The sequence below is a fragment of the Chryseobacterium sp. S0630 genome, assembly GCF_024158915.1.
Classification (GTDB): Bacteria; Bacteroidota; Bacteroidia; order Flavobacteriales; family Weeksellaceae; genus Chryseobacterium.
Genome location: NZ_JAMZGF010000035.1, coordinates 23317 through 46400 on the forward strand (window position 1 = coordinate 23317; position 23084 = coordinate 46400).

Annotated in this window: 27 protein-coding genes; 7 read left to right on the forward strand and 20 right to left on the reverse strand. The window is 35.3% G+C overall.

Translation table 11 applies throughout. From position 1 onward, the window contains the following. Nucleotides 1-39 precede the first annotated feature (39 nt). From gwsS to NK356_RS15395, 6 genes are all read right to left on the reverse strand, one after another. A complete protein-coding gene (gene gwsS / locus NK356_RS15370) occupies nt 40-1110 on the reverse strand; it encodes a grasp-with-spasm system SPASM domain peptide maturase (RefSeq protein ID WP_034696986.1) in 1071 nt (356 codons plus the stop codon). 45 nt (nt 1111-1155) lie between these two features. After that, on the reverse strand, nt 1156-1323 hold the full coding sequence (locus NK356_RS15375; RefSeq protein ID WP_253317391.1) for a hypothetical protein: 168 nt from the start codon (nt 1321-1323) through the stop codon (nt 1156-1158). Nucleotides 1324-1606: 283 nt separating this feature from the next. Then, on the reverse strand, nt 1607-2509 hold the full coding sequence (gwsG, locus tag NK356_RS15380) for a grasp-with-spasm system ATP-grasp peptide maturase (RefSeq protein ID WP_253317392.1): 903 nt from the start codon (nt 2507-2509) through the stop codon (nt 1607-1609). Next, nucleotides 2506-3270, reverse strand: coding sequence for a hypothetical protein (locus NK356_RS15385; protein WP_253317393.1), 765 nt, complete (start codon nt 3268-3270; stop codon nt 2506-2508). The genes gwsG and NK356_RS15385 overlap by 4 nt, the downstream gene beginning before the upstream one ends. A 159-nt stretch (nt 3271-3429) precedes the next feature. Next, nucleotides 3430-3648: a TIGR04139 family peptide modification target gene (locus tag NK356_RS15390; protein WP_034696994.1), complete on the reverse strand. Its 219-nt coding sequence runs from the start codon at nt 3646-3648 to the stop codon at nt 3430-3432. A gap of 611 nt (nt 3649-4259) precedes the next feature. After that, nucleotides 4260-6110, reverse strand: a complete 1851-nt coding sequence (locus NK356_RS15395) for a hypothetical protein (RefSeq protein WP_253317394.1) — start codon at nt 6108-6110, stop codon at nt 4260-4262. Nucleotides 6111-6349: 239 nt separating this feature from the next. Between NK356_RS15395 and NK356_RS15400 the strand changes: the two genes are divergently transcribed. The 6 genes from NK356_RS15400 to NK356_RS15425 all read left to right on the forward strand — a co-directional run bounded on the left by NK356_RS15400 (nt 6350) and on the right by NK356_RS15425 (nt 8860). Beyond that, nucleotides 6350-6670, forward strand: coding sequence for an import component protein (locus NK356_RS15400; RefSeq protein WP_034696998.1), 321 nt, complete (start codon nt 6350-6352; stop codon nt 6668-6670). Between the two features lie 19 nt (nt 6671-6689). Next, on the forward strand, nt 6690-6893 hold the full coding sequence (locus NK356_RS15405; protein WP_253317395.1) for a hypothetical protein: 204 nt from the start codon (nt 6690-6692) through the stop codon (nt 6891-6893). A gap of 25 nt (nt 6894-6918) precedes the next feature. After that, nucleotides 6919-7095, forward strand: a complete 177-nt coding sequence (locus NK356_RS15410; RefSeq protein ID WP_156106479.1) for a hypothetical protein — start codon at nt 6919-6921, stop codon at nt 7093-7095. Nucleotides 7096-7193: 98 nt separating this feature from the next. Further along, nucleotides 7194-7727 (forward strand): DUF4303 domain-containing protein, encoded by a 534-nt coding sequence (locus NK356_RS15415; protein WP_253317396.1) that lies wholly within the window; start codon nt 7194-7196, stop codon nt 7725-7727. Nucleotides 7728-7884: 157 nt separating this feature from the next. Next, nucleotides 7885-8364, forward strand: coding sequence for a hypothetical protein (locus NK356_RS15420; RefSeq protein ID WP_051934414.1), 480 nt, complete (start codon nt 7885-7887; stop codon nt 8362-8364). Further along, nucleotides 8342-8860, forward strand: coding sequence for a hypothetical protein (locus NK356_RS15425; protein WP_253317397.1), 519 nt, complete (start codon nt 8342-8344; stop codon nt 8858-8860). Before NK356_RS15420 ends, NK356_RS15425 begins: the two co-directional genes overlap by 23 nt. Nucleotides 8861-9030: 170 nt before the next feature. Here NK356_RS15425 and NK356_RS15430 read toward each other — a convergent pair whose 3' ends face one another. From NK356_RS15430 to NK356_RS15440, 3 genes are all read right to left on the reverse strand, one after another. After that, on the reverse strand, nt 9031-9975 hold the full coding sequence (locus tag NK356_RS15430; RefSeq protein ID WP_034697001.1) for a transketolase family protein: 945 nt from the start codon (nt 9973-9975) through the stop codon (nt 9031-9033). 30 nt (nt 9976-10005) lie between these two features. Then, entirely contained in the window at nt 10006-10890 is an 885-nt protein-coding gene (locus NK356_RS15435) for a transketolase (RefSeq protein ID WP_367399310.1), read from the reverse strand. 77 nt (nt 10891-10967) lie between these two features. Then, nucleotides 10968-11486: a hypothetical protein gene (locus NK356_RS15440; protein WP_034697003.1), complete on the reverse strand. Its 519-nt coding sequence runs from the start codon at nt 11484-11486 to the stop codon at nt 10968-10970. Nucleotides 11487-11824: 338 nt separating this feature from the next. On the opposite strand from NK356_RS15440, the gene NK356_RS15445 reads away from it, so the two are divergent. Further along, on the forward strand, nt 11825-14062 hold the full coding sequence (locus tag NK356_RS15445) for a reprolysin-like metallopeptidase (RefSeq protein WP_051934416.1): 2238 nt from the start codon (nt 11825-11827) through the stop codon (nt 14060-14062). Nucleotides 14063-14135: 73 nt separating this feature from the next. On the opposite strand, the gene NK356_RS15450 is transcribed toward NK356_RS15445, so the two are convergent. The 11 genes from NK356_RS15450 to NK356_RS15500 form a co-directional block, all read right to left on the reverse strand. After that, nucleotides 14136-15695, reverse strand: coding sequence for a sodium:solute symporter (locus NK356_RS15450; protein ID WP_034697004.1), 1560 nt, complete (start codon nt 15693-15695; stop codon nt 14136-14138). Nucleotides 15696-16141: 446 nt separating this feature from the next. Then, a complete protein-coding gene (locus NK356_RS15455; RefSeq protein ID WP_171006298.1) occupies nt 16142-16429 on the reverse strand; it encodes a GNAT family N-acetyltransferase in 288 nt (95 codons plus the stop codon). A 1-nt stretch (nt 16430) separates the two neighbouring features. Continuing rightward, nucleotides 16431-16826, reverse strand: coding sequence for an OsmC family protein (locus tag NK356_RS15460; RefSeq protein ID WP_034697005.1), 396 nt, complete (start codon nt 16824-16826; stop codon nt 16431-16433). Beyond that, nucleotides 16826-17044, reverse strand: coding sequence for a (4Fe-4S)-binding protein (locus NK356_RS15465; RefSeq protein ID WP_034697006.1), 219 nt, complete (start codon nt 17042-17044; stop codon nt 16826-16828). Before NK356_RS15465 ends, NK356_RS15460 begins: the two co-directional genes overlap by 1 nt. Nucleotide 17045: 1 nt before the next feature. After that, nucleotides 17046-17624 carry a TMEM175 family protein gene (locus NK356_RS15470; protein ID WP_034697007.1) on the reverse strand — a complete coding sequence of 193 codons (579 nt, stop codon included), beginning with the start codon at nt 17622-17624 and terminating at the stop codon, nt 17046-17048. Further along, complete coding sequence (locus NK356_RS15475; protein ID WP_079240613.1) at nt 17625-18155, reverse strand: NADPH-dependent FMN reductase; 531 nt, start codon at nt 18153-18155, stop codon at nt 17625-17627. 22 nt (nt 18156-18177) lie between these two features. Beyond that, nucleotides 18178-19077, reverse strand: a complete 900-nt coding sequence (locus tag NK356_RS15480) for a pirin family protein (RefSeq protein ID WP_253317398.1) — start codon at nt 19075-19077, stop codon at nt 18178-18180. Between the two features lie 58 nt (nt 19078-19135). Beyond that, on the reverse strand, nt 19136-19447 hold the full coding sequence (locus NK356_RS15485; protein WP_034697051.1) for a GNAT family N-acetyltransferase: 312 nt from the start codon (nt 19445-19447) through the stop codon (nt 19136-19138). A 154-nt stretch (nt 19448-19601) separates the two neighbouring features. Continuing rightward, entirely contained in the window at nt 19602-20477 is an 876-nt protein-coding gene (locus tag NK356_RS15490; RefSeq protein ID WP_034697010.1) for a pirin family protein, read from the reverse strand. Nucleotides 20478-20578: 101 nt separating this feature from the next. Further along, entirely contained in the window at nt 20579-21982 is a 1404-nt protein-coding gene (locus NK356_RS15495) for an MFS transporter (protein WP_034697011.1), read from the reverse strand. A 139-nt stretch (nt 21983-22121) separates the two neighbouring features. After that, nucleotides 22122-22964, reverse strand: coding sequence for a hypothetical protein (locus tag NK356_RS15500; protein WP_034697012.1), 843 nt, complete (start codon nt 22962-22964; stop codon nt 22122-22124). Nucleotides 22965-23084: the final 120 nt, after the last annotated feature.

A 23084-nucleotide genomic window follows, 5' to 3' on the forward strand; every position in this document is an offset into this window, starting at 1 on the left:
TTAAAAGCGGTTTTCCATTAACAAGGTTTATGAAAAAAATTATCTGAGTTCCAGAGAATTAAAAATTTCCTGTTTTAAAGGATTTTTTAACCAATCATCCCAAACGCCTGTATAAGGATTGTAGCCACATTTTAGCGGTTTTGATATATCCAGTCCTTTTTTGTTTTTAACAGCATTTTCAGTGTATGCCCTGCAGTCTGTGCAGACATAACGGAACTCGCAGTCTTTGCATATTTCAATATGGTCTTTGGTGAGGTTCCAGTATTTTTTGAAATCAGGCTGATTGAGTGTTTCTTCAAGACTTTGTTTATGGATATTTCCAAGGCTTTCACTCATGAGCGGACAGTTTTTGATGGTACCATGTCTATCAATGCCTATCTTTTTATACAGGCAGGAATTGTGGTTGATAGCTTCTATAACTTTAGTCATATTCGTATTGAAGTATTTCAGATCCACTTTTCCACACGCAGATATTTTCAGGTCATCTTTCAGGAAATGCAGCGAGAAACGGTATTCATCTTTAGCTTTGAAAGGAGGTTTCGAACAATGGTAAAGAATGAGACTGTAAATTCTGACCGTGTTTTTTTGAAGAGCCTGTATAAAAGATAGGTTGATTTTCTGATGAAACGGAGAGAAGATTTCTATTCCGGATAAGACCGAAGTTTTAAAAATTTCATCAATTTCTATAAAATCTTTTAAAGCTAACGGGTTCAAACTGTAAATAACCAAATGTTTAACTCCAAGATTTTCTATTGACGGGTGTATTTTCTTTAAGATCCCTATATCTTCCATTTCTATAAAAAGATCTGTTGCAGCACTGGGTTCATGATAGTCGTAAGAGAGAGGAGGAAAATTTCTGTCCCAGTCATTTTCAGTAACAAATCCATACTCTTTTTCCAGCAGAAGATTGATATAGTTCTGAACAATTTCTCTGGATTCTTCATCATAGTTTGTCATCATAGCTTCAATAGAATGAGTTTTCAATTCTATAATGATCTCGTATAACTCCAGAGGATACAGTTCTGATACATTTCTCTGGAGATCTGAAATGAGGATTCTGGTGGTTCCTTTGGTGATGAGGATATTACTAAATAGGTTGAAGTATTTCATATGCTGGTAAGATCTTTTTTACATCATTTTTACAGATCATGAATATCAATTTTTATTTTTTTTGAAAAAATCTTTTGCGATCAATTCTTCAATACGTTCCTGATTGAGAGGGTGGTATTTTCTAAATAGTGCTTTGTATAATTTTATTGCTTTTTCAGGTTGTTTTGCCATTCTGTAGATACTATCGATTTCATTGACCTTATTATAATACATAATATAATTTCGATTTTTGCAGGAGCAAAGGAATAGACAAAGAGTCAAATAAATTATATGCCTAAAAATAGTATATAAATTTTGTGTTTTTGTATTAATGTATTTCATACTAGTCTTACAAGTGGTTTTGTAGGTTTTATTCTCATTAAAAAATTAGTTTGGTATTCTACAGTGGTAACATAATTAATCTTATGACTATCTTGTATTTCAGCTGAAGCACCTCTAAAATTTTCTATATACTTTAGAGTAAGAGGTAACTTATTTCTTTCCTTGAATTTTTTTTTCATAAGTATTCTGCTATTTCTTTTTCAAGTAAATAATTACAAATTGCTGATAGACCTAAGAACTGACCAACAGGGTTGATTTCTAAGAAGTAAAAATCATTTTTGTTTTTTATAAAATCAAGTGAACCACAGTTGATATCGAGTTGCATCATAAGGATATGTATTTTTTCTTCAATTTCTTTTGGAAGATTATATCTAACATTTCGATTCGGTACTTCGTGATTATATTTTCTATGATCAAGTTGAGTCTTCTTATCATTTTGAGAAAAAATAGCAGTCGCCCAGATTTTGCCATGAATATAAAAAGCCCGCACTTCAAAATCTTTTTCGATCAATTCCTGAAAAAAGGTAATAAAGAAGCTTTCCTTTTCCTTTTCTGTAACAAGAGAAGTATACAAAATGCTTTCAGAAAAGTCACCTATAGATTTTAGTATTATATTCTCAGCAATAGATTTAGTAATGGTCCTATTCACAAGTAGCTGGTCTGTGTTTTCTGCCAAGTAATATTTCGGGACTTTCAAACCTACTTTTTTGGCCTGTTCAAGTACCAGAAGTTTATTTAAATGGCTGTTGCTTTGCTTATTAATATGTCTTTTTGTTTCAAGCATTTTTATTACATAATCTTCAAGCCAATATTGAGTTTCATTCATGTAAGAATTAATGGAAGGGTTGTCATATTTTTTTCTCATAAATTGTAATCCTCCTCTGCGATACCAAACACTGGTAATATCTTCAATGAAAAAACGATTTCTTTGACTTTGTAAAAGGATTTTGTTTTGATAGACTTTTATTTCAAAAATTTCATCTTCATGGACACGAATAAAAGCTTTACCTAATGTTTTAAGCCACTTAATAACTTCATTTGTTGTTGTTTCCTGATTAGCGGAAAGGATAAGAATCATTTTTTCTTAAATTTATCTTTTCTGATTTTAGATGAATGTTTTATACTGGGAAGTCCAATACTTTTTCGGTTGCGGTTAATCCGAACAGAATCCAGATTATTGTTACGTAAGCTGTATCGTACAGCAGTATTTCTATAGTAATCATAGGTATCAGACATTAAGGCATATTCCTGTGGAGAACAATCACCTGATTTTACATATTCGAATAATTTTTTTCTGAATTCAGGATATTTTTTTGAGCCAATCATATGACTTAACAATGTAGGCATGGCGATGAAAACATTATCATTTCCTAATCTCCCTATTTTTTGCCCATCAGGAAACCCATAATGTTCAAATGTCCAGAAAAAAAGATTTACATTTTTATCAATGTTCTTATTTACAAGGGCTATATTTTCAGGTCTTCCTTTCTGGTCACGAATCATCGCAATACTAAAGGAGTCTATTAATGCGCTGTTCAGTCCCATTTTCCAATCGGCTACTTTTTGGTTTACTTCCAGACTGTCTATTCCGTATTTCTTACAAAGCGGATAAAGTTTTTTATATTCATTACCATAGGGCGCTAACAGGGTAATAAGTTTGTATAGACTCTTTTTTCCACCAAATTTTTTATGGTATTGATCTGCAAGTTTAATGTAGGTTTTGTATTCTTCAGTAAGCTCTTGGTTTTTAGGTTCATACTTGTGAAACAGTTTTGTGAATTTTTTTATGGCTTTTTCAGGTTTATTAGCCATTCTGTAAATACTGTCAATTTCATTCACTTTGTTATAATAAGTAATGTAATTTGTTTCTTGATTTTTACATGATAAAAAGACCAAAATAAAAAATAGAAAACAACAAGTATATTGTTTCATAATCTTGTAAAGAAGTTTTTGATAGTTAACCTAAGATTGAAAAAGGAGGGCAAAGCCCTCCATGTATTAGTTTAGGGACTGTGATTCCTGTGTTGGATTGCATACAGTAATTCTTCCTATATATGTGCCTCCGGGTGCTGTATAGGTATCATATTCTTCACAGCCTTCTCCAACGGAAACGTTAGATTTAACATTATAGCTGCCTCCTTGAATTGTTTTAAGATCTTTCAGCCTTTTGTTTTCCAAAGAAGAGAAGTCTCTCTTCATTCCATTTAATTTTTTCATGTGTGTAATTTTTAATTGTTTTATGTAAATCATTTGTGTCAAATTACCCCATGACCTGGGGTGAATAATTCTAAACTTTATCATACACTGTACACTTGTAGTCAAAAATGAAGAATGTATTTCATCAACGTTGATGAGATAAAACTATAACTATTTAGATCACTTTATAGGGATAAAATGTGCAAATGATTTGTATTTTTCTGTATACACAAATGCAAATTTTACTCTGAATGAGAGCTGGGTTTTGGTGAAATATTTGAAATATGAAAAAGTATAAATTACATGATCATCATCTAAAGAAAACTAAAGGTTTTAATGCGAGGTTGCATAGTAATATTTTCTATTGTACAATATCCGGAAATAAATAGTTTTTAGCCCGGAAATAAGACGTTTTCCAACTTATTTTGGTTATAATTTGTATGCTTTCGGTGTAATTTTTATGAAGAAATCACACTTTTTATTCAAAAATAAAAGCAAACATCTTCTCTGTTTTTATAGAAAACCTCTGGTTTTAAAAATTTAAACCTGAACAAATGAAATGTAAATATAAAAATGAGGCATTTCAGCAATGATTTGAAATGCCTTTTTAGTGTACTATAAATATTGTCTGCTTACTCAGCGAGTACTCCCTGAAAAAAAGATTCTAAGGCTATATTTTCATCCAGCCCGAACTTCTTTTTCAGGCGGTATTTGGTCATTCTTACACTCTTGGGTTCTACATTAAGGAGGTTGGCTATCTGTTTCGTATCCATTCCCAGATAGATATAGGCGCAGTATTTTAAATCCAGAGCAGTAAGTTTTTGTTGGGCTTTTTCAGTGATATTTTTAAAAAAATCAGGATGCAGTTCCTGAATGGTGAATCTGATCTTTTCAAAATCATTATCAACGCGGTTTTCTCCCTTTACAACCTGATGAATATTGATATCAGTATCAGAAAGCTGGGTCTGAAGGTTCTGAAGAACCTCATTCTTATGTTGGATATGAAGCTGGCTGGCCAGTACCTCACTTTGAAGCTTTTGCTGCTGAAGGGTAAGAAGTTCCTGCTCTGCCTTTAATCTGGCCTGTTCTTCCTTCTGAAGTTTAATCTGTATTTCTGCTTCATGCTTTTCCGTATCAAGCTTATTTTCTCTTTCTATAGAATACCGCAGCTTAAAATGATAAGAACGGAACATAAAGAATGCTCCAATCAATCCAATAATCCCCAACCCGATATAGAGGAGTTTCTCTTTTTTCAGACTTGCTGTTTTTTCGGTGAGAGATCTGAGTTCAGTTTCTTTTTTCTGAGATTGATATTGAGCTTCCAGTCTTTTGGCTGTTTCCGCCTGCCCTTCATCAAAAAGAAGATTATTGTATTCTGTTACTTTTGACTCATACTCATAGGCTTTCTGATAATTTTTTTGTTTGGCATACAGCTGGGCAAGACCTTTTACCACATTAATCATTACATGGTAATAGACCGGCTTTTGAGTAAGAAGAATTGTTTCTGCTTTCAGGAGATATTGCTCTGATAAAGCATCATTTTGATCCCGTGATGCAAGATTACTCAATACACCAAGCGCTCCTGCCTGCATTCCCTGATTAAGGGTGGTATGCTCAGTAAGGGCTAATATTTCGTTAGCATTATTCTGAATTTCCTCCCGTATCTCAGGAGTCATAACAGGATAGCTCAAATAGTAATTGATAAGATTCAGCAATGCCATAGCATGTACGTGTGCAGAAACATGCCCAGGAAACTGATGATATAGAGTTACAGCCTTTTTACACATTTCTATGACAGGTTTCAGATCTTTTAAGTCTCCGGTCTTTTCATGTTGGAAAGAGTAGCAAACGGCCAATGCAGAATAGGTAGAACTCAATAGATTTTTATTTCCTGATTTCTCAGCAAGCTCAATAGATTTTTTTGCATATTTGGTAGCATTTTCGGCATCATTCCATTCAGTGTAGATTCCGTAGAGAAGATAATTGAGTTTTGCATTCAGCATGATTTCTGAAGGTTGCTTTTCTACCATAGGAAGTACTTTCTGTATCAGTTTGATTGTGCTTTCAGATTCACCAAGAGCATTCATGTAGTAGATATTCAGATAGCTGGCATATAGAGCTGCAGTTTTATTATTACTCTTCTGAACAATTTCATTCGCAGCATCAATGATAGGTGGAATTGTATTGTACTCAGACTGGTTAAGCTTAATAATTCCTTTTTGGGTAAGTGCTTTTACTTCTTCGGCATCATTTTGTTCCTTTTTAGCCAGCTCCATTTGTTGCTGTACATATTTTTCTGCGGTACTATATTGATCACTGACTCTGTAATATTCGGTAAGTTCATTATAAATTCTGAATTTTTCTGCGGTTGTAATATGCTCTTCGCTCAATTGGTTTTTAAGGCCATCGATAAATGTATTCTGTGCAGGGTACAAGGTGCAGATAAAAAGTATACAATATAAAAGTGAGTACTTTAGTTTCATAGGGTGAAAGTACAAAAATTGTAGACACCTGTCAATTTCCCACATAAAAAAGTAAAAATGATTTAAGTTTATATCTGATTGTAAATCAGCGTGTTGTTTGTTTTTGTAGACGTTTTGTAGTCAGTTTTAATCTCGGTTGAAGGTGTTTTGTAGTTGCTGAAATGATGAAGAGGGAATTTTTCTGTCGCAATTTTGAACCAGAAAAAAATCAAAGAATATTAATTTAAAATTTTACCATTATGGACAACAAAACATTATCAATTGTTTCTTACATTACGCTTTTTGGGTGGCTGATTTCCTTCATTATCGGAAAAGAAAAATCGAATAAACTTTTAAAATATCATCTGAAACAGTCTTTGGGATTGATTATTTTTTCAGTTATATTATCCATCATTCTCAATATCATATTGATGGTAACCAAAATCGGAATTCTTGGGATATTTGGTTTTATTCCTTTGGTACTGATGATTATCGGAATCATTAATGCAGCCAATGATGTTGAAAAACCTTTACCTCTGATTGGAAAAATGTTCGAAGATAAATTCTCTTTCATCGGATAGAATCTGAATTTTTTTGGATATGGAAGGCTTTAAACACTTAAAGAAAAAGGATACGGAATATGAGGTGAAGCAGTATATAGCACTTCAGCATATTATAGGAATAGCCTGGGTTTGTATTTCGATATTGCTTATTGAAAATAATCAAAAACTGAACAGAGATCTTGATGATCTGGAAAGAGAAGCAGGTTGTATTCTTGATCGTTATAACAGCTTTGTAGATTGATTTACCAATAACTAAAACTGATAGTATGAAAAAAATACTAGGAATTATTTTGATAATAATAGGCTTTTGCCTGGTCGTGGTGATTAAAATAGGACCATCCAGAGAAACTTCCTGGCTGTTTAAATATGGAGAGTTGATTCCTATACTCCTTGGAGCAGCTATTTTGATTCCCGGATTAGTCCTCTATAATAAAAATAGATAGCTATAATCACGAAATTGAACAGCCTTTATAAAAATATAAGGTGCTGATTTGACAGGATAAAGGTATTTTTACCGCCCATTTTAAAAAAGAAAAGAAGTATGGATTTTGAAATTTTGAAACAGCAGATAGAAGACGCTGCTAAGAAAGCTTTTTTAGAAGTGTATGAAAAACATGGTGCAGAAGGAATTTACAGCTTTGCACTGTACAGCGATGAGGGAGCAATGACAGTATGTCCTGCAGCTAATACATTGAAAGTAATGGAGAATGCAGATGAAGAAGATGCTCTTTATTATAAATATGAACCGGCAGAATGGACCTATGAAATGGAAGGTGCTGATAAAGAATTTGATAGCATCTGTACTCAGTTGAGAGCAGAGCTTAGTAAACACGATGACGATGATCAATGGTTTGAGAGTTTTCAGGCCAAATTATATTCAACCTGCATTGAAGTACTGGAGAAACTTAAAAATGAGAACTTTTTCGGAAAGATTACAGGCAAAGATATTTTCCTGATTTTCACGGTTTCGGATTATGAGTTTGAGCAAGAAGATCTGAAGAATCTTATCATCAGACTGAATGATAATGAATACAAAAATGAATATCTGGACTGGATGGCTACCTGGGGCAATTAAAAGGATGAAGAATTAAAAAAACACTTTAAATATATACATATGAAGCCCGATAAAATAATTGTCTCAGAAGCCTCTTATACATTACAATCTCTATAAAAGCTTTTTAAAGCAATAGACTCAAGTCACAACGAAAATATTAAGAACAATTACATTCATTATGAACAACTATCAATTTTATAAACAAGAAGGAAATCAATATATTTTTAAAAACCAGCCGGTGTTTATTGCAGTGCTCTGCATTATTTTTCTGGTCATTGCAGGGTTAATTTTTAACAGTGTAAGAACCGGTAGCTATATTATTATGGCAGTAGTTGCCCTTATTGTAGTCAACTTCTTTACCAAGAAATTTATCATCGATATGGATCGTAAAACGATTACCGGAAAACATACGATTTTTGTTCCGGCAAGAACATATCCTATTGAGAATTTCAGAAATTTTCATGTGGTAGCAACAAAATATATGGGTTTTATTACCACCAATGTAATGCTGTCTGTTTATTTTGAAGTAGATGGTAAAGAAAAACAGCTTACAATAGGCCAGGCGCTTACTCAGAAAGGAATACAGAAAATGGTCAATGAAACTGAGGATATTTTGAACATTAATCATCCTGAAAATGGACATCAGAGACCGCTATAAGTTTGAAGAAAACGGAAGTGAAATCAGCTTTATGCCCAATTACAGTTTCCTGCGCATTTTGGTTTGGTGGCTGGTATTGGGAATCATTGCACTTCCTGTGATCATCTATTATTTTATGGATAAAATGTCCGGAGATCAGTTCAGAATTACCATGGGATTATGGGCTGTTTATATGATCTACTTCCTGTTTGACCTCTTTTTCAGAATTCCTGTGAAATATATTTTTGATAAATCGGAAAAGTGTATTTACAGAAAACTGTTACTTTCCAAAAAGCTCATGAACTTTGATGAAATGACCTATTTTGTGAATGATGAAAGAGGCGGATATTATTATTCCATCGGTAAAAAGAGAAATCAGTTTGTAAAAAACTACAGAATCAGTAATTATTTTTCAGGTTCAAAAGCTTCCGAGAGAAGAGAGGATGAGTATATAAAAGAAATTTTATGTCCTGTTCTCATTGCCGTAGGAATTCCTTTGAATCAGGAAGAACAATAATAAGCAGGGTAAAAACTAATACGATGAAGAATGGAGGTATAACCATTCCCCTCCTCCGGAGGGGTGGCAAAAATTCAAAGAATTTTTGACGGGGTGGTTGATACACAATAACAAAAAACCCGGCGGTTTCGAAGAAACCGCCGGGTTTTGTCTATATAAAACAGCTTATATTAAGCTAAAATTCTCTTTACAGCTTCTTTTACTGCAGCAGCATCAATTTTATACTTCTTCATCAATTCTGCTGGTGTTGCAGACTCTCCGAAAGTATCATTTACCGCCACAAATTCCTGTCTTGTAGGTCTTTTTCTTGCCAGCATTCCTGCAACAGATTCTCCTAAACCTCCAAGGTAGTTGTGCTCTTCAGCCGTTACAATTTTACCTGTTTTTTCAACAGATTTTAAAATGATCTCTTCATCAAGAGGTTTGATCGTATGAATGTTGATAACTTCACAAGAAATACCTTCTTTCTCAAGCTCATCAGCAGCTACAAGAGATTCCCAAACAAGGTGTCCTGTTGCAACAATTGTTACATCAGTACCTTCCTGAAGCATAATTCCTTTTCCGATTTCGAAAGGCATATCTTCCGGAATGAAAACAGGAACTACCGGTCTTCCAAATCTTAAATATACAGGACCTTCAAAATCTGCAATCGCCAAGGTAGCAGCTTTTGTCTGGTTGTAGTCACAAGTGTTGATCACGGTCATTCCAGGAAGCATTTTCATCATACCGATATCTTCAAGAACCTGGTGAGTAGCTCCATCCTCTCCTAAAGTAAGACCTGCGTGAGATGCACAGATTTTTACATTTTTGTTAGAATAAGCAATAGACTGACGGATCTGGTCATATACTCTTGAAGTAGAGAAGTTAGCGAAAGTTCCTGTAAAAGGAATTTTTCCTGTAATACTAAGACCTGCTGCAATTCCCATCATGTTTGCTTCTGCAATACCAATCTGAAAGAATCTTTCAGGAGCTTTCTCAATGAATTTCTCCATCTTCAAAGAACCGATAAGGTCTGCGCAAAGTGCTACTACATTAGGATTTTTGTCAGCCAGTTCAGCTAATCCTGCTCCGAATCCTGAACGCGTGTCCTTTTTTTCTGTATATGTATATTTCATTTTTATTTTATTAATCGAGATGTTAAGATATTAGTAGTCAGCCGGAGCTTCTAGGTATAATTGCTTGATTGCTGTTTCCAACTGTTCATCATTAGGAGCTTTACCATGCCAAGCATGAGATCCCATCATATAATCAACGCCGTAACCCATTTCTGTATGAAGAAGAATTGCTACCGGTTTTCCTTTTCCAGTTTCTGTTTTTGCTTTCTCAAGGATTGCAATCACAGCTTCAAGATCATTACCATTTTTTTCTTCCAAAACAATCCATCCGAATGCCTCCAATTTAGCATGAAGATTTCCTAAACTTAATACATCATCTGTATCACCATCAATTTGACGACCATTATAGTCGATAGTAGAGATGATATTATCTACTTTTTTGGCAGCTGCATACATCAATGCTTCCCAGATCTGACCTTCCTGAAGCTCACCGTCTCCGTGAAGAGAGTAAACAAGAGATTGATCACCATCCAATTTTTTACCCTGAGCTACTCCAAGTGCTACAGAAAGTCCTTGTCCAAGAGAACCTGAAGCGATTCTGATTCCCGGAAGTCCTTCATGAGTTGTTGGGTGTCCCTGTAATCTTGAATCTAATTTTCTGAAAGTACTCAGTTCTTCCACAGGGAAGAAACCAAATCTTGCTAAAGTAGAGTAGAATACCGGAGAAATATGTCCGTTTGATAGATAAAAATGATCTTCATTTTTACCTTCCATTGTGAAAGGAAGTTTATAGTTCATCACTTTCCCATAAAGAGCTGTAAAGAACTCTGTACAACCTAAGCTACCACCTGGGTGTCCTGAATTTACAGCATGAACCATTCTTAAAATGTCTCTTCTGATCTGCGTAGTAAGAGTTTTTAACTCTTCGATACTTTTACTCATTATATCTGATTTATTTGCATGCGAATTTACAATTTTTTACCGGCTTATGGAAATGCAAAAATCCGGATATAAAACCCCGGATTTTGATTGAATTGAATATTTTTCTGCTTTTAACAGCCTTCATTGAGATAAACTGAGATTTCTGTCACGATATTATTAACAAATTTAAAGCTTAGTAGTGTTCCTGCCTGGCTGTCTTCAATATTAAAATAGCCGGAATCTTTAATCGGTTTACCATTGGAATCCCAATCCGGACGTACACTGAAATTGGTGTAACTTCTATAAGCATTAATCAGGTCATCTCTGGTACTTCCTACCCCGATACCGCTTTTTGTTTTAAATTTTTTACTCGAGGTTGTCATAAAGGTAATGGAAGGAACACTAGGATTGGCTTCATTGATGTAATTGTCAAAAAGATCAATCTGGATGGTCTCCCCATTATACTTTACCATATTTTTTTTCTCTCCATTTGAGTTGACCAATTTTGTTCCTGCAATTTTTTCTGCTTCAACCTTGGGCATAAAGACTTTAAATGGTCCGATTCTTAAGGTTGATACTTCAAAATTTTCCTGAGCATTCATAAAACTAAATGTCAATAGAAATGTGAAAATCGTGATAATTTTTTTCATAGTTTTTTAATTTTTGTTTTTTTTTATTTCGATGATTTTAAAAATTAATTTATATCATTCGTGTCAAAGATAATTAAAATACAAAAGTCTATAAAATCAGTTATTTAGACAAAGACAAAAAAATGAAAAATATTTATTAACGGTAATGCTTTGTGGTAGCAGGATCATTGGCTTTTTACTATTAAACATCGCTTTTTTTTGAATTTTAGTTTGTGATAATTAGATTAATTTAACTAATTTTATAATTCAAATAATTATGAATTATAAACCTTTAACGAATTATTTTTTTTGTTTTTGGTTATAATATTTGAATTAGTAAAAATTACATACCATTATATATGAAAATTAAACAATTATTTTATCTGGGGATATTTATTATATCCGTTTCCTCAGGGAAAGCACAGGACTTTTTTACGGTAATCAGTGAGAGGTCCATCAAAGCAGATCCGAAAAACAGAACTGTACAACCGGAAAAGTCACTTACCTACACCTTGGATGTGGCCGGAATGAAAAGTTATTTCAATTCTGTCCCGGAACTGAAAGACAGTGACCGCAAAGAAAATGCTCCGATTATTGTTCTTCCAATGCCAGATGGTACGAAAGCAAAATTCAGAATCTGGAAATCTTCAGTGATGGCTCCCGAATTGGCCAGCAAGTTTCCTCAGATTGTCACTTTTACAGGACAGGGAATTGATGACAAGTATGCAACCCTAAAACTTGATTTTACAGAACTAGGTTTCCATGCACAGATAAAATCTTTGGTAGCAGGTGACTCTTATATTGATCCTTATGCAAAACAGGATGTCAACAATTATATCATTTATAAAAAAAGTGATTTGATTGATAAAAATCCAAAATCCTGCGGAGTGAAGGATGAAGAAGATTCTTCATTAGCAAAAAAAAACGCTCAAAAAACCGTAGCTCCAAGCGTAGGAACTCAAATTAGAGTTTTCAGATTTGCAGTGGCCTGTACCCATCAGTATGCAATTGCTGCAACGGGTTCAGCAACACCTACAGTGGCCCAGACACTTTCAGCTATTGTAACCTCTGTAAACAGAGTAAATGGAGTATATGAACAGGAAGTTGCTTCAAGATTGGTATTAGTAGGTACTGAAACCAATGTGATCTTTACAAGTGCTGCTACAGATCCTTTTACAGGAAATGACAGTGCCGGAACATTAATTAACGAAAGCCAGACTCAGATTGACTTACTGATAGGAAATGCCAATTATGATATCGGACATACCTTCAGTACCGGAGGCGGTGGATTAGCAGGATTAGGAGTAATCTGTAACAACTCCAATAAAGGAAGAGGAATTACCGGTTCACCTAACCCGGTTGGTGATCCTTATGATATTGATTATGTTGCCCATGAAGTAGGACATCAGTTTGGAGGTCCACATACTTTTAATGCAACTACCGGAAGCTGTGGAGGAGGAAACCGTAGTGCTGCCAATGCTGTAGAACCTGGAAGCGGAATTACTATTATGGCTTACGCAGGGATTTGTGGAAGTGTAAACAACTTAGCCCCTAACAGTATCCCTACTTTCCATACTAAATCATATCAGTCTATCACCACAAAAGTTCAGTCAACAACTTGTCAGGTGACACTTCCCAGCAATAATTTCGCTCCTACAGTAAACGCGGGAGGAGATTATACTATTCCTAAAAGTACACCGTTCAGATTGGAAGGATCTGCTACAGATTTAGATAACAATCCTCTTACTTACAGCTGGGAACAGAATGATGTAGGACCTGCGGGTGACTGGAATGCACCAACATTAAATGCACCTCTGTTCAGATCATACGTACCTGTAACCGTTCCTTACAGATATTTCCCAAAACTTACGGATGTAATTAATGGTACAGTATCCAAAGGAGAAGTTAGACCTTCTTATGCAAGAACAATGGAGTTCAGACTGACGGTAAGAGATAATAATGCGGGTTGTGCGGGGGTAGCCAATGATGATGCTATCATTACCGTTGATGGAAATTCCGGACCTTTTAATGTAACTGCGCCTACTACAGCGGTAAACTGGGCTGGTAATTCTACTCAAACAATCACATGGGATGTAGCCAATACTACTGCATTCCCGGTGAATGCTGCTACTGTAAATATTTATCTTTCTACAGATGGTGGGCTTACCTATCCTACGCTGATTCTGGCTTCCACTCCGAACGATGGTTCTGAAGCGGTGACCATTCCTAACGTAAATACTACACAGGCAAGAATTATGGTGGCTGCAGAAACGAATGTTTTCTACAACATTAATCCAATCAACTTTACCATTACCCAAACATTAGGCGTGAATGAAACCGCTGCCAATAAAGATGTATTTGTGGTATATCCTAATCCAAGTAAAGGATTACTGAATGTGAAATTTACCAATTCAAATGAAGTGTATGATATTACAGTATATGATGTAAGCGGAAAATTAGTATTCACTCAGGCAAATAACAAACTGAATCATGATAAAACAGGTACTTTTGACTTGTCACACCTTGTTCAGGGAGATTATCTGATTAAAGTTAAATCTAAGAATTTAGAGAAAACAATCAAATGGATTAAGGAATAATCTATTGAATTGATTCAAATAAGAAAAGGCTGTCTTCAATAGAGGACAGCCTTTTTTTGTAATGTATGTTGTTTTAAACAACTCTTAAATGTTGTTTGTTTTTTACCAGCCACAGACCAATGAAAGTAAGCAATCCGTTTAAAACAATTAGCTCTACACCAATTTTATAATCCGTATAAGTTGTAACTGCCGTATTGATGAAGTAAGTCAATACCGGTGCTAAAAGGGTAACTGTAAGAATTGAGTATTTTCTGGAAATCTGAAACTTGGTGAAAATCCCAAAAGCGAATAGTCCTAGAAGCGGTCCGTAAGTATATCCTGCAATTTCCATGATCAGATAGACGATAGATTTATCATTCAATGCTTTGAAAACCATAATCAGAATAAAGAAAACTACCGTGAAAATCAAATGTACTTTCATACGAAGGCGTTTCTTTTCTTTTTCAGTTTTGGTTTTGTCTTCATTAAGGTTTAATAAATCTACACAATATGAACTTGTTACAGCTGTTAAAGCACCATCAGCAGAAGGGAATAAGGCTGAAATTAATCCAATAATGAAAATAACAGAAATAGCCATCGGGAAATATCCTTGAAGCGATAAAGCCGGGAAAAGATCGTCACCCATTACGTTTTTAATATTCCCAGTTGCATCTTTAAATCCGAAAATATTCGTTACTGTTTCAGCGTTTATTGTTCCATATTCTGCACCATGCTGTATTGCGAAAAGATAAAGTAATCCTCCCAGGAATAAGAAGGCAAGGTTCACAATAAGAAGTGTTCCTGCAAAAGTCAACATGTTTTTCTTTGAATTCTTAAGATTATCCACAGAGATATTTTTCTGCATCATTTCCTGATCCAATCCTGTCATGGCAATGGTAATAAAAATTCCGCCCAGAATGGTTTTCAGGAAAAAGGTTTTGGAATTAGGATCAAAATTGATGAAATGAGTATAGTTTTTCTGTTCAAGAATCGTGTAAGCTTCTCCAAATGATAAATTCAGGTTGGATAAAATATAAACAATACAAGCTACAAGACTGATGATCATAAAAGAAGTCTGCAGCGTATCTGTGATGACAATGGTCTTTACTCCGCCTTCAAAAGTATACAGAAGTACCATTAGCAGAAGAACAAGAGAAGTTACCCAGAACGGAACTCCCAATCCTTCAAGTAAGAATATCTGTAAAACGTTAACCACCAGATATAATCTTGCGGTAGCTCCAATTGCTCTTGAAATAATAAAAAAGATAGAACCTATTTTATGCGCTTCCACATTGAATCTTTTTCCCAGATAGGTATAAATAGAAGTCAGATTCATCTTGTAGTAAAGTGGTAATAATATCGCTGCCACAATGAAATATCCGATGAAGAACCCGATTACCATCATATAGTACTCAAAACCTCCGTAAATATATTCGGAGCCTGTCATTTTTCCTACCGTTCCCGGAACGGAAATAAAAGTAACCCCACTTAAGCTGGTTCCTATCATCCCGAATGCTACGAGCCACCATTTACTCTTTTTGTTACCGATAAAAAAAGACTGGTTATCAGAATTCCGGCTGGTGAAATAAGAAATCACCAAAAGACCGATAAAATAGACGAAAACAAATAGCAAAAGGATAGTTCCTGGATTCATGCTTGATTTTTAAATTTTAGCAAATATATAAAAAAGATCAGTCGTGAATCATGAATTTAGTTCAGACACAATTTTTAAACAATTACTTTTTTGAAATTGATCTAAGTTCGGGATAAAACCAGTATTTTCAGAAAGGTTTGAAGCTAGGAGCTGGAAGTTATAAAGCTGATAAAAGAAATTATTCTCTATATTTTCATCTTTTTATAGCGAGAACGGGTAAAAAGTAACTTTACTCTTCTGTCTTAAAGCTGGGTGCTATTTTCTGAGTTAATAATAACAGTTTGCTTCATCAAATCAATTAAAAATTGATTCACTCTTTGCATGCTTAAAGTTTAATATAATGTAAAATAAGCTTTGCGTTAATAAAGAATCATAAAATAACTGCATAAAAAACCCTTTCGGATGTCTCTCTGAAAGGGTTGTATGGTAAGGATAGAATACAGTGACTAATTCACCAAAACATCCTGAAGTTCTTCACTTTTCTGAAAACTTGCTTTAGCGAAAGGGCAGAGGGGAATAATCTTCTTATCATTTTTTCTGGCAAAATCTACGGCTGCCAGAAGCATTTCCTTGCCTACACCTTTTCCGTTGTAAGCTTCTTCCACCTCAGTGTGGTCTATAATAAATCTTTCTTCTCCTGCCCAGGTATAGGTCATCATTCCTGCGCGTCTTCCATCTATGAAAGCTTCAAAACTTCCGTGTTTTTCGTCGTTGTTTTGTTTTACTTCGATCATGTTATGAGAATTTAGTTAGTATTTCTATGTCGTTGGTTAATATTTTATGAACAGGACATGCATCCGCAATGGTGTGCAGTCTTTTACGCTGCTCATCATCCAGAATACCTTCAAAGCTGATGTCTCTTTTGAAGACGGCTCTTTTTGTTAATGGAAAATTTTCAAGCTCTACTTCTACATTGATGTTTTCCACATCCCATTCTTTTCTTTCAATATACATTCTCAATGTAGCTGCTGTACAGCTTGCCAGTGATGTGGCCAGAATTTCCATAGGATTAAGACCTTTGTTCTGTCCGCCTTTATCAATCGGTTCATCCGTAATGATTGTATTCTCGCCGGCTGTTACCTCTGTATAATATTTTGTTTTTCCTAAACTTGCTTTTACCGTTACCGCCATTATTTTGCTGTATTGAATTTATAACTTAATGCACCTGAAGGGCATAGGTCGATCTGATTTTTAAGTTCTTCGGGGCTTGCGTTTTCTGCTTTTATCCAAGGTCTTTCTTTAGGATTGTAGACTTTGGGAAGTGTTTTCACACATACGGCAGAGTGGATGCATTTCTGAGGCTGCCAGATGACAGTAATGTTTCCGTTAGGATATTCGTGTGTTTCCATATCAATTTTCTTTTAATGTTTTTTCGATTCTTCTGTCCGGAATCAGCCATATAAGAGCCACGATATAATAAAAACCTATGGCAATATAAGGATAAAAAAATGAAGTAGCGATTCCCAGGACATAAAATACAATGGAGATATACTCTTTATATTTCGAATGAATAGCTTCCTTTAGCTTTGAATCTTCTCCTTCGCACCTGATAATCAAATGCTCCAGAATGGTGTAGGCAATAGCTGACATAATAAGCCCGATACCATAGACAGCAACAGGATTTTTTGCAAAATTCGTAGTTCCGATCCATTCTGTGGCAACAGGCATCAGAGAAAGCCAGAACAGAAGGTGAAGATTAGCCCAAAGAATGCTGCCATTTACTTTCTTTACTGTCTGAAACAAATGATGATGATTGTTCCAGTAGATTCCTACATAAATAAAACTGAAAATATAAGCCAGAAATTTAGGAAGAAGAGGTTTGACACTGGCCCAGCTATTTCCTTCAGGTACTTTCAGTTCAAGTACCATAATGGTGATAATAATAGCAAGGACACCATCACTGAACGCCTCCAGTCTTCCTTTATTCATTTACTTTACCTGATTTTTAAAGTTTTGTATCTTCCCTTTCAGATCATTCAGCATATCAGGATTAATAACTCCGCTTTCCATATCAAAGTTTTCATAAAACTTGGGTAGAGAAAAAGTGTCCTTGATATCTGCTGCAAACTGAGGAAAAAATGTTTTTGCCGTATTCATCACATTTCCGCCTCCGTAACCTCCGGGAGAAGTGCTCATCAGAAGCATGGGTTTATTCTGAAATACTTTTACATTAATCCTTGAAGACCAGTCAAAGACATTTTTAAAGGCTGAACTGTAAGAGCGGTTGTGTTCTGCAAGAGAGCAGATGATTACATCACATTCCTCAATCACTTTTAAAAACTGATGCGCTTCATCCGGAAACCCTTTCTTTTCGAGATCCACAGAAAAAACGGGCATTGTGAAATCGTTGAGGTCTATCAGATTGATTTCTTCGTCCTGAAAATCTTTCAGAACAAATTTTACCAGTTCTCTGTTGATAGAAGTGGAAGACGTACTTCCGGCAAATGCTAATATTTTCATGGCTGATAAATCTGGTGTGAAGTTATTTTCTGTTTAAAATAGCCTTAGGCAGCGGAACGTATTCATTTTCATCGCCAGGAACCAAAGGAAATGCTTCGTGATTCTGGTCATTCCAGTTTACCTTTGCCTGATCGATTAATTCTTTATCAGAGTTAACAAAATTCCAGAATATAAAACGTTCTTCATCGAATGGCTCGCCACCGAAAAGATAAACTGTTCCGTTTTCACTCATCTCAAATTCGCAAAGCTTGGTATCTTTAGCAATCATCAGCTGTTTTGAACCATAAGAATTTCCGTCTGTGGTTACCGTTCCATCCAGAACATACATGGCTGCTTCTCCATAAAGATCTTTCCCGATGCTGATTTTCTTTGCTTCTGTTGTTTTGATCTCAATGAAAAATAACTTACTATGTACCGGAACTGCAGACGTTCTTCCGAATGCTTCACCGGCAATTAATTTATACTGAATACCATCTTCTTCCCACACCGGAATTTCATCCGCTTCAATATGATGAAAAGTAGGCTCAGACTGCTCAAGGTGTTTTGGAAGACCAACCCAGATCTGGAATCCGTGAAGTCTTTTATCACTGTGTCTTAAATATTCAGGTGTTCTTTCTGAATGTACAACTCCTTTTCCGGCAGTCATCCAGTTAACAGCACCCGGTTTTATTTCTACAGCACTTCCAATACTGTCTCTGTGGAAAATAGAGCCTTCCAGCAGATAAGTTAATGTAGATAAGCCGATATGCGGATGAGGAGGAACATCAAGATTCTGATAATCTTTTAATTCTGAAGGTCCCATGTGGTCAATAAAAACGAAAGGTCCAACGGCTCTTTTTTCACGGAAGGGAAGTAGTCTTCCCACCAGGAAGTTTCCGATATCTGCTGCTTTTTCTTCAATAATAAGTCCAATATTTGACATGATGATGTGATACTTTTTAAAATGTTATTTAAATAAATTGATGAGTCGTGATGAAGGTTTACAGTTTGTCATATCCTTCAAATCTCTCATCCACGATACGTTTCCAGTCAGGATGTTTCTTAATAAAAGCGAAAACATAAGGACAGAAAGGAAGAAGTTTTTTTCCACTTTCTTCAATAAAATTCAAAGTTTTCTCTACTACCGCTGCTGCGGCACCTGTTCCGGCTAATTCCGGTTCTGCTTCAGTATGAATCAAAGAAATCTGATGCAAGGTTTCACGGTAATCAATAAATGCAAAATGTCCGTTGAATTCTATTTCAAATCTTTTTTCGGCTTTTACAAGAGGTATATTTTCAAATTCTGGTTTCATAATATTTTGCATTAAGGGTGTCCGGTTTTTTTAAAAACAGGATTTTGTTCATTATGACAGTTAAACCTTACAGGTTTTTAAAACCTATAAGGTTTGCCATTATATAAAGTTAATAAAAAAAGGAATAGTCAAAGATTAAGATAAATTTAATTCTTTAATCTTCCAGATATCCGAATTTTCCGGTATTAAAATCTTCAAAAGCCTGCATGATTTCTTCTCTGGAATTCATCACAAAAGGTCCGTGAGGATAAATAGGTTCGTTGATAGGCTCACCGCTGATAATTAAAACAACTGCATCTTCTTTTGCCTCGATGGTGAATGTTTCACCTTCATTTTTAAACAAAGCAAAATGATCTGCTTTAATGGTGTCTTCTCCGTTAATGATCATACTTCCTTCAATCACCAAAGCTGCCGTATTGAAATGAGCCGGAAAACTAAATTCAGCTTTTCCTCCAGTTTTAAGTTTGGCATTCATCATATGAACTGGTGTGAAAGTACTGGCAGGCCCTTTGTGGCCATCATACTCTCCGGCAATTACTTCTATAAAACCATTTTCATCCAGATCCACTCGTTCCATTTTGGAATTTTCTATAGCCTGATATTTCGGGCAGCTCATTTTATCCTTTGCAGGAAGATTCACCCAAAGCTGAACCATCTGAAAAATTCCTCCTTCTTTTGCCCATTCGGTTTCATGATATTCTTTATGAAGAACTCCTTTAGCGGCAGTCATCCACTGAACATCACCTTCTCCGATCACACCGCCGCCGCCAGCGCTGTCATGGTGCTCTACTTTTCCGCTATATGCTATGGTTACTGTTTCAAAACCTCTGTGCGGATGCACTCCCACACCTCTTGGTGTCTCTGATCCGTTGAAATGAAATTTTGAATTGTAATCCAGCATAATAAACGGATCCATTCTTTTCATATCCAATCCAGGTACTCCCGGAATGAAATTGTGAACCCTGAATCCATCACCTACGAAGTGCGCAGGTTTTGGAGATACTACGATTTCTATTTTTTTAGTTGCCATCACATTGTTGATTTATGTAAACAAAATTACCATTGTTATATGCGAAAAGCATTGATCTGTGTTAAGTTCGTAGGAAGGGATGAAACTGTGATCTGATCTATTTAATCTTCCTTCGACTTCATATTCTTTCCATCCGAAATATGCAGTCTTCTAAACACGAATCCGGATAAAATCGTTAATATACCTACTGTGAGAAAAGTATATCGGAATGCATTGTGGATCTCTCCTTTGATCAGATCTGTATTTTCAAATAGCTTTAAAACAATAAGTCCGAAGGCAATTCCAAAACCGATTGCTAATTGTTGATTGACCGAGATTAATGAATTTCCACTACTGGTTTGAAAGTTTCGAAGATCAGCAATAGAAATGGTGTTCATGGAGGTGAACTGTATCGAGTTGAAAAAACCTAATACAGCAATAATAGGAACAAACCAGTATAGGGAGGTATGAATGTTAGGGATGGCAAGAAGGCATATCAGAGTTCCGATGATGAAGGTGTTTACCATTAATGTCTGACGGTAGCCATATTTATCTAAAATCTTAATAACTGATGATTTCCCGAAGATAGCTGTCAAAGCCATAGGAGCGATGATCCAGCCTGAAGTGACTGCAGATTGTTTGTAGGCGATCTGAATCATCAGCGGAAGCAATAACGGAACTGAACTGATTCCTAATCTGGTAGCTAGATTTCCTACAATACCTACCCTGAAAGTTCTTACCTGAAACAAGTTTAAAGGAAAAATAGGATGTCCTCCCTTTTTTGCATGTTTGTAATAATAATAAAGGAATAAGAACCCAAGGATAAAGACTACAAGAACCGGCGTAATATTCTGCATGTCTCCAAAAAGTTCCAATGAAACGGAAAGCAGGAGAGAAGCAGCGGCAAAAATTAAGAATCCTTTTAAATCGAAATCAACATCATCTGATTTATAATTGGGCATAAATTTTAATCCTAAAAGAATTCCCAGCACTCCAATCGGAATATTGATCAGAAATATCCAGTGCCATGACAGGTAATCTACCATATAGCCGCCTACCAAAGGCCCGAGTACTGGCCCGATAAGTGCCGGGATAATGGCAAAGTTCATGGCTTTGAGCAGTTCATTCTTGTCAAATGTTTTGATAAGTGCCAGCTTCCCAACGGGGGTCATCAGACTTCCTCCCACTCCCTGAACGACCCTTGAAATTACCAAATGGGTAAGATTTTGAGACATGGAACAAAACAGTGAGCCTAAACTGAATAGCACTAATGAAAATATAAATACTTTTTTTGTTCCAAACCGGTCTGCCAGAAATCCGCTGGCTGGCATAAAAACAGCTAATGTAAGAACATAACTGATGATGGCGTTCTGCATATTAAGCGGAGATTCTTTCAGGTCTTTTGCTATAGAAGGCAGGGAAGTGTTCAGAATCGTAGAATCCAGCATCTGCATGAAAATAGCAGTGGCCAGAATTAAGGGAAGGATTTTCTTTATGGATGTCTTTTGTGGGCTTGCTTCTGTCATTTTGTATAGGCTGGACATAGAAAATATCCAGGCTTATTTTTATTTGAAGAACTTGCTTGCTTTAAGCGGTCTGATCCTTAGATCATGAAATCCATATAAAATTAAAAAAGTCCTGCGAGATTTCACAGGACTTTTTGATTTATTTTCTAGGTTTTTCTACTCCTTTCCATTCATCACCAGCTTTTCTATACTGGCTTAAGGTGAAAGTTTTGAAATCCTTTGTTTTATATTCGATGTTATCGGTATTCTGCTCGAACGGCATGATGTAGTAGTATTCAATGTCCGTTTTATCAGATTTGTTCCCTTTTTTTACGGAAGGAACATATTTTGAGAATTTATAGCTTGGAAGATATTGTTTCAATCTTGTGTAGAAAGCTTTGTCTTCTTTTTCGCTAGGGATGATATCTACAATATTCAGATCATCTTTTTTCTTGTCAATCCAAAGATAATAGGTCTTTTCTTCTCCTATATTTCTGTTGAATGAGTTGAAAGCAAATAATTCTTTTGGTACAAGTTCTTTGATTTTCTCCGGATCAACCTTCGTATAATACTGACCTTTTGAAGGATCTACATACGTTTCAAGGTTATACATTAAAACAGAATTGTTCTCGAATTTTTTATTTTTAAAATATTGATTTAAAGATAATTCTGCAGTTGCTCTCAGCTCTTTCCCTCTTGCATCCAGTTTTTTTGTCGGATTCTGAGGGTTTACATATTTTACAAATTCATATAAAACAACAGGTTTAATGTCTTTAAGGTGAGGATAAGTTTTCAGTTGCTCTGCCTTTACAAGCCAATAGAATTGTTGATAATAGTCATCCTTATCTTGGTCTTTCACACTCTTATAAGCCAAAGCAAGCTTCTTTGAATTCAGATATTTGCCATATTTTCCTTGTCCAAAAGCAAAACTTATGGCTAATAAGGCAAATAAAACAGTAAGGTTTCTTCTCATTTTTTTATAATTGATATTTTCGTTTTCCAAATATAATTATTTATTAGATATTATTTTGGATTGTGAGTTAAATTATGCCATATTGTTATTGTTAATTCAAGAAAAAATCCTGTATTGCTACAGGATTGATAAATTATAACTGAGGGAGTT

Excerpts from the sequence above, each read along its gene's own strand:
- NK356_RS15480 (WP_253317398.1), bottom strand. The coding sequence starts at position 19,077 with ATGTCAAATATTGGACTTATTATTGAAGAAAAAGCAGCAGATATCGGA.
- NK356_RS15400 (WP_034696998.1), top strand. The coding sequence starts at position 6,350 with ATGGACAACAAAACATTATCAATTGTTTCTTACATTACGCTTTTTGGG.
- NK356_RS15485 (WP_034697051.1), bottom strand. The coding sequence starts at position 19,447 with ATGAAACCAGAATTTGAAAATATACCTCTTGTAAAAGCCGAAAAAAGA.
- NK356_RS15490 (WP_034697010.1), bottom strand. The coding sequence starts at position 20,477 with ATGGCAACTAAAAAAATAGAAATCGTAGTATCTCCAAAACCTGCGCAC.
- NK356_RS15410 (WP_156106479.1), top strand. The coding sequence starts at position 6,919 with ATGAAAAAAATACTAGGAATTATTTTGATAATAATAGGCTTTTGCCTG.
- NK356_RS15395 (WP_253317394.1), bottom strand. The coding sequence starts at position 6,110 with ATGAAACTAAAGTACTCACTTTTATATTGTATACTTTTTATCTGCACC.
- gwsS (WP_034696986.1), bottom strand. The coding sequence starts at position 1,110 with ATGAAATACTTCAACCTATTTAGTAATATCCTCATCACCAAAGGAACC.
- NK356_RS15425 (WP_253317397.1), top strand. The coding sequence starts at position 8,342 with ATGGACATCAGAGACCGCTATAAGTTTGAAGAAAACGGAAGTGAAATC.
- NK356_RS15420 (WP_051934414.1), top strand. The coding sequence starts at position 7,885 with ATGAACAACTATCAATTTTATAAACAAGAAGGAAATCAATATATTTTT.
- NK356_RS15405 (WP_253317395.1), top strand. The coding sequence starts at position 6,690 with ATGGAAGGCTTTAAACACTTAAAGAAAAAGGATACGGAATATGAGGTG.
- NK356_RS15475 (WP_079240613.1), bottom strand. The coding sequence starts at position 18,155 with ATGAAAATATTAGCATTTGCCGGAAGTACGTCTTCCACTTCTATCAAC.
- NK356_RS15450 (WP_034697004.1), bottom strand. The coding sequence starts at position 15,695 with ATGAATCCAGGAACTATCCTTTTGCTATTTGTTTTCGTCTATTTTATC.
- NK356_RS15430 (WP_034697001.1), bottom strand. The coding sequence starts at position 9,975 with ATGAAATATACATATACAGAAAAAAAGGACACGCGTTCAGGATTCGGA.
- NK356_RS15470 (WP_034697007.1), bottom strand. The coding sequence starts at position 17,624 with ATGAATAAAGGAAGACTGGAGGCGTTCAGTGATGGTGTCCTTGCTATT.
- gwsG (WP_253317392.1), bottom strand. The coding sequence starts at position 2,509 with ATGATTCTTATCCTTTCCGCTAATCAGGAAACAACAACAAATGAAGTT.
- NK356_RS15465 (WP_034697006.1), bottom strand. The coding sequence starts at position 17,044 with ATGGAAACACACGAATATCCTAACGGAAACATTACTGTCATCTGGCAG.
- NK356_RS15415 (WP_253317396.1), top strand. The coding sequence starts at position 7,194 with ATGGATTTTGAAATTTTGAAACAGCAGATAGAAGACGCTGCTAAGAAA.
- NK356_RS15455 (WP_171006298.1), bottom strand. The coding sequence starts at position 16,429 with ATGATCGAAGTAAAACAAAACAACGACGAAAAACACGGAAGTTTTGAA.
- NK356_RS15440 (WP_034697003.1), bottom strand. The coding sequence starts at position 11,486 with ATGAAAAAAATTATCACGATTTTCACATTTCTATTGACATTTAGTTTT.
- NK356_RS15375 (WP_253317391.1), bottom strand. The coding sequence starts at position 1,323 with ATGTATTATAATAAGGTCAATGAAATCGATAGTATCTACAGAATGGCA.
- NK356_RS15460 (WP_034697005.1), bottom strand. The coding sequence starts at position 16,826 with ATGGCGGTAACGGTAAAAGCAAGTTTAGGAAAAACAAAATATTATACA.
- NK356_RS15445 (WP_051934416.1), top strand. The coding sequence starts at position 11,825 with ATGAAAATTAAACAATTATTTTATCTGGGGATATTTATTATATCCGTT.
- NK356_RS15495 (WP_034697011.1), bottom strand. The coding sequence starts at position 21,982 with ATGACAGAAGCAAGCCCACAAAAGACATCCATAAAGAAAATCCTTCCC.
- NK356_RS15390 (WP_034696994.1), bottom strand. The coding sequence starts at position 3,648 with ATGAAAAAATTAAATGGAATGAAGAGAGACTTCTCTTCTTTGGAAAAC.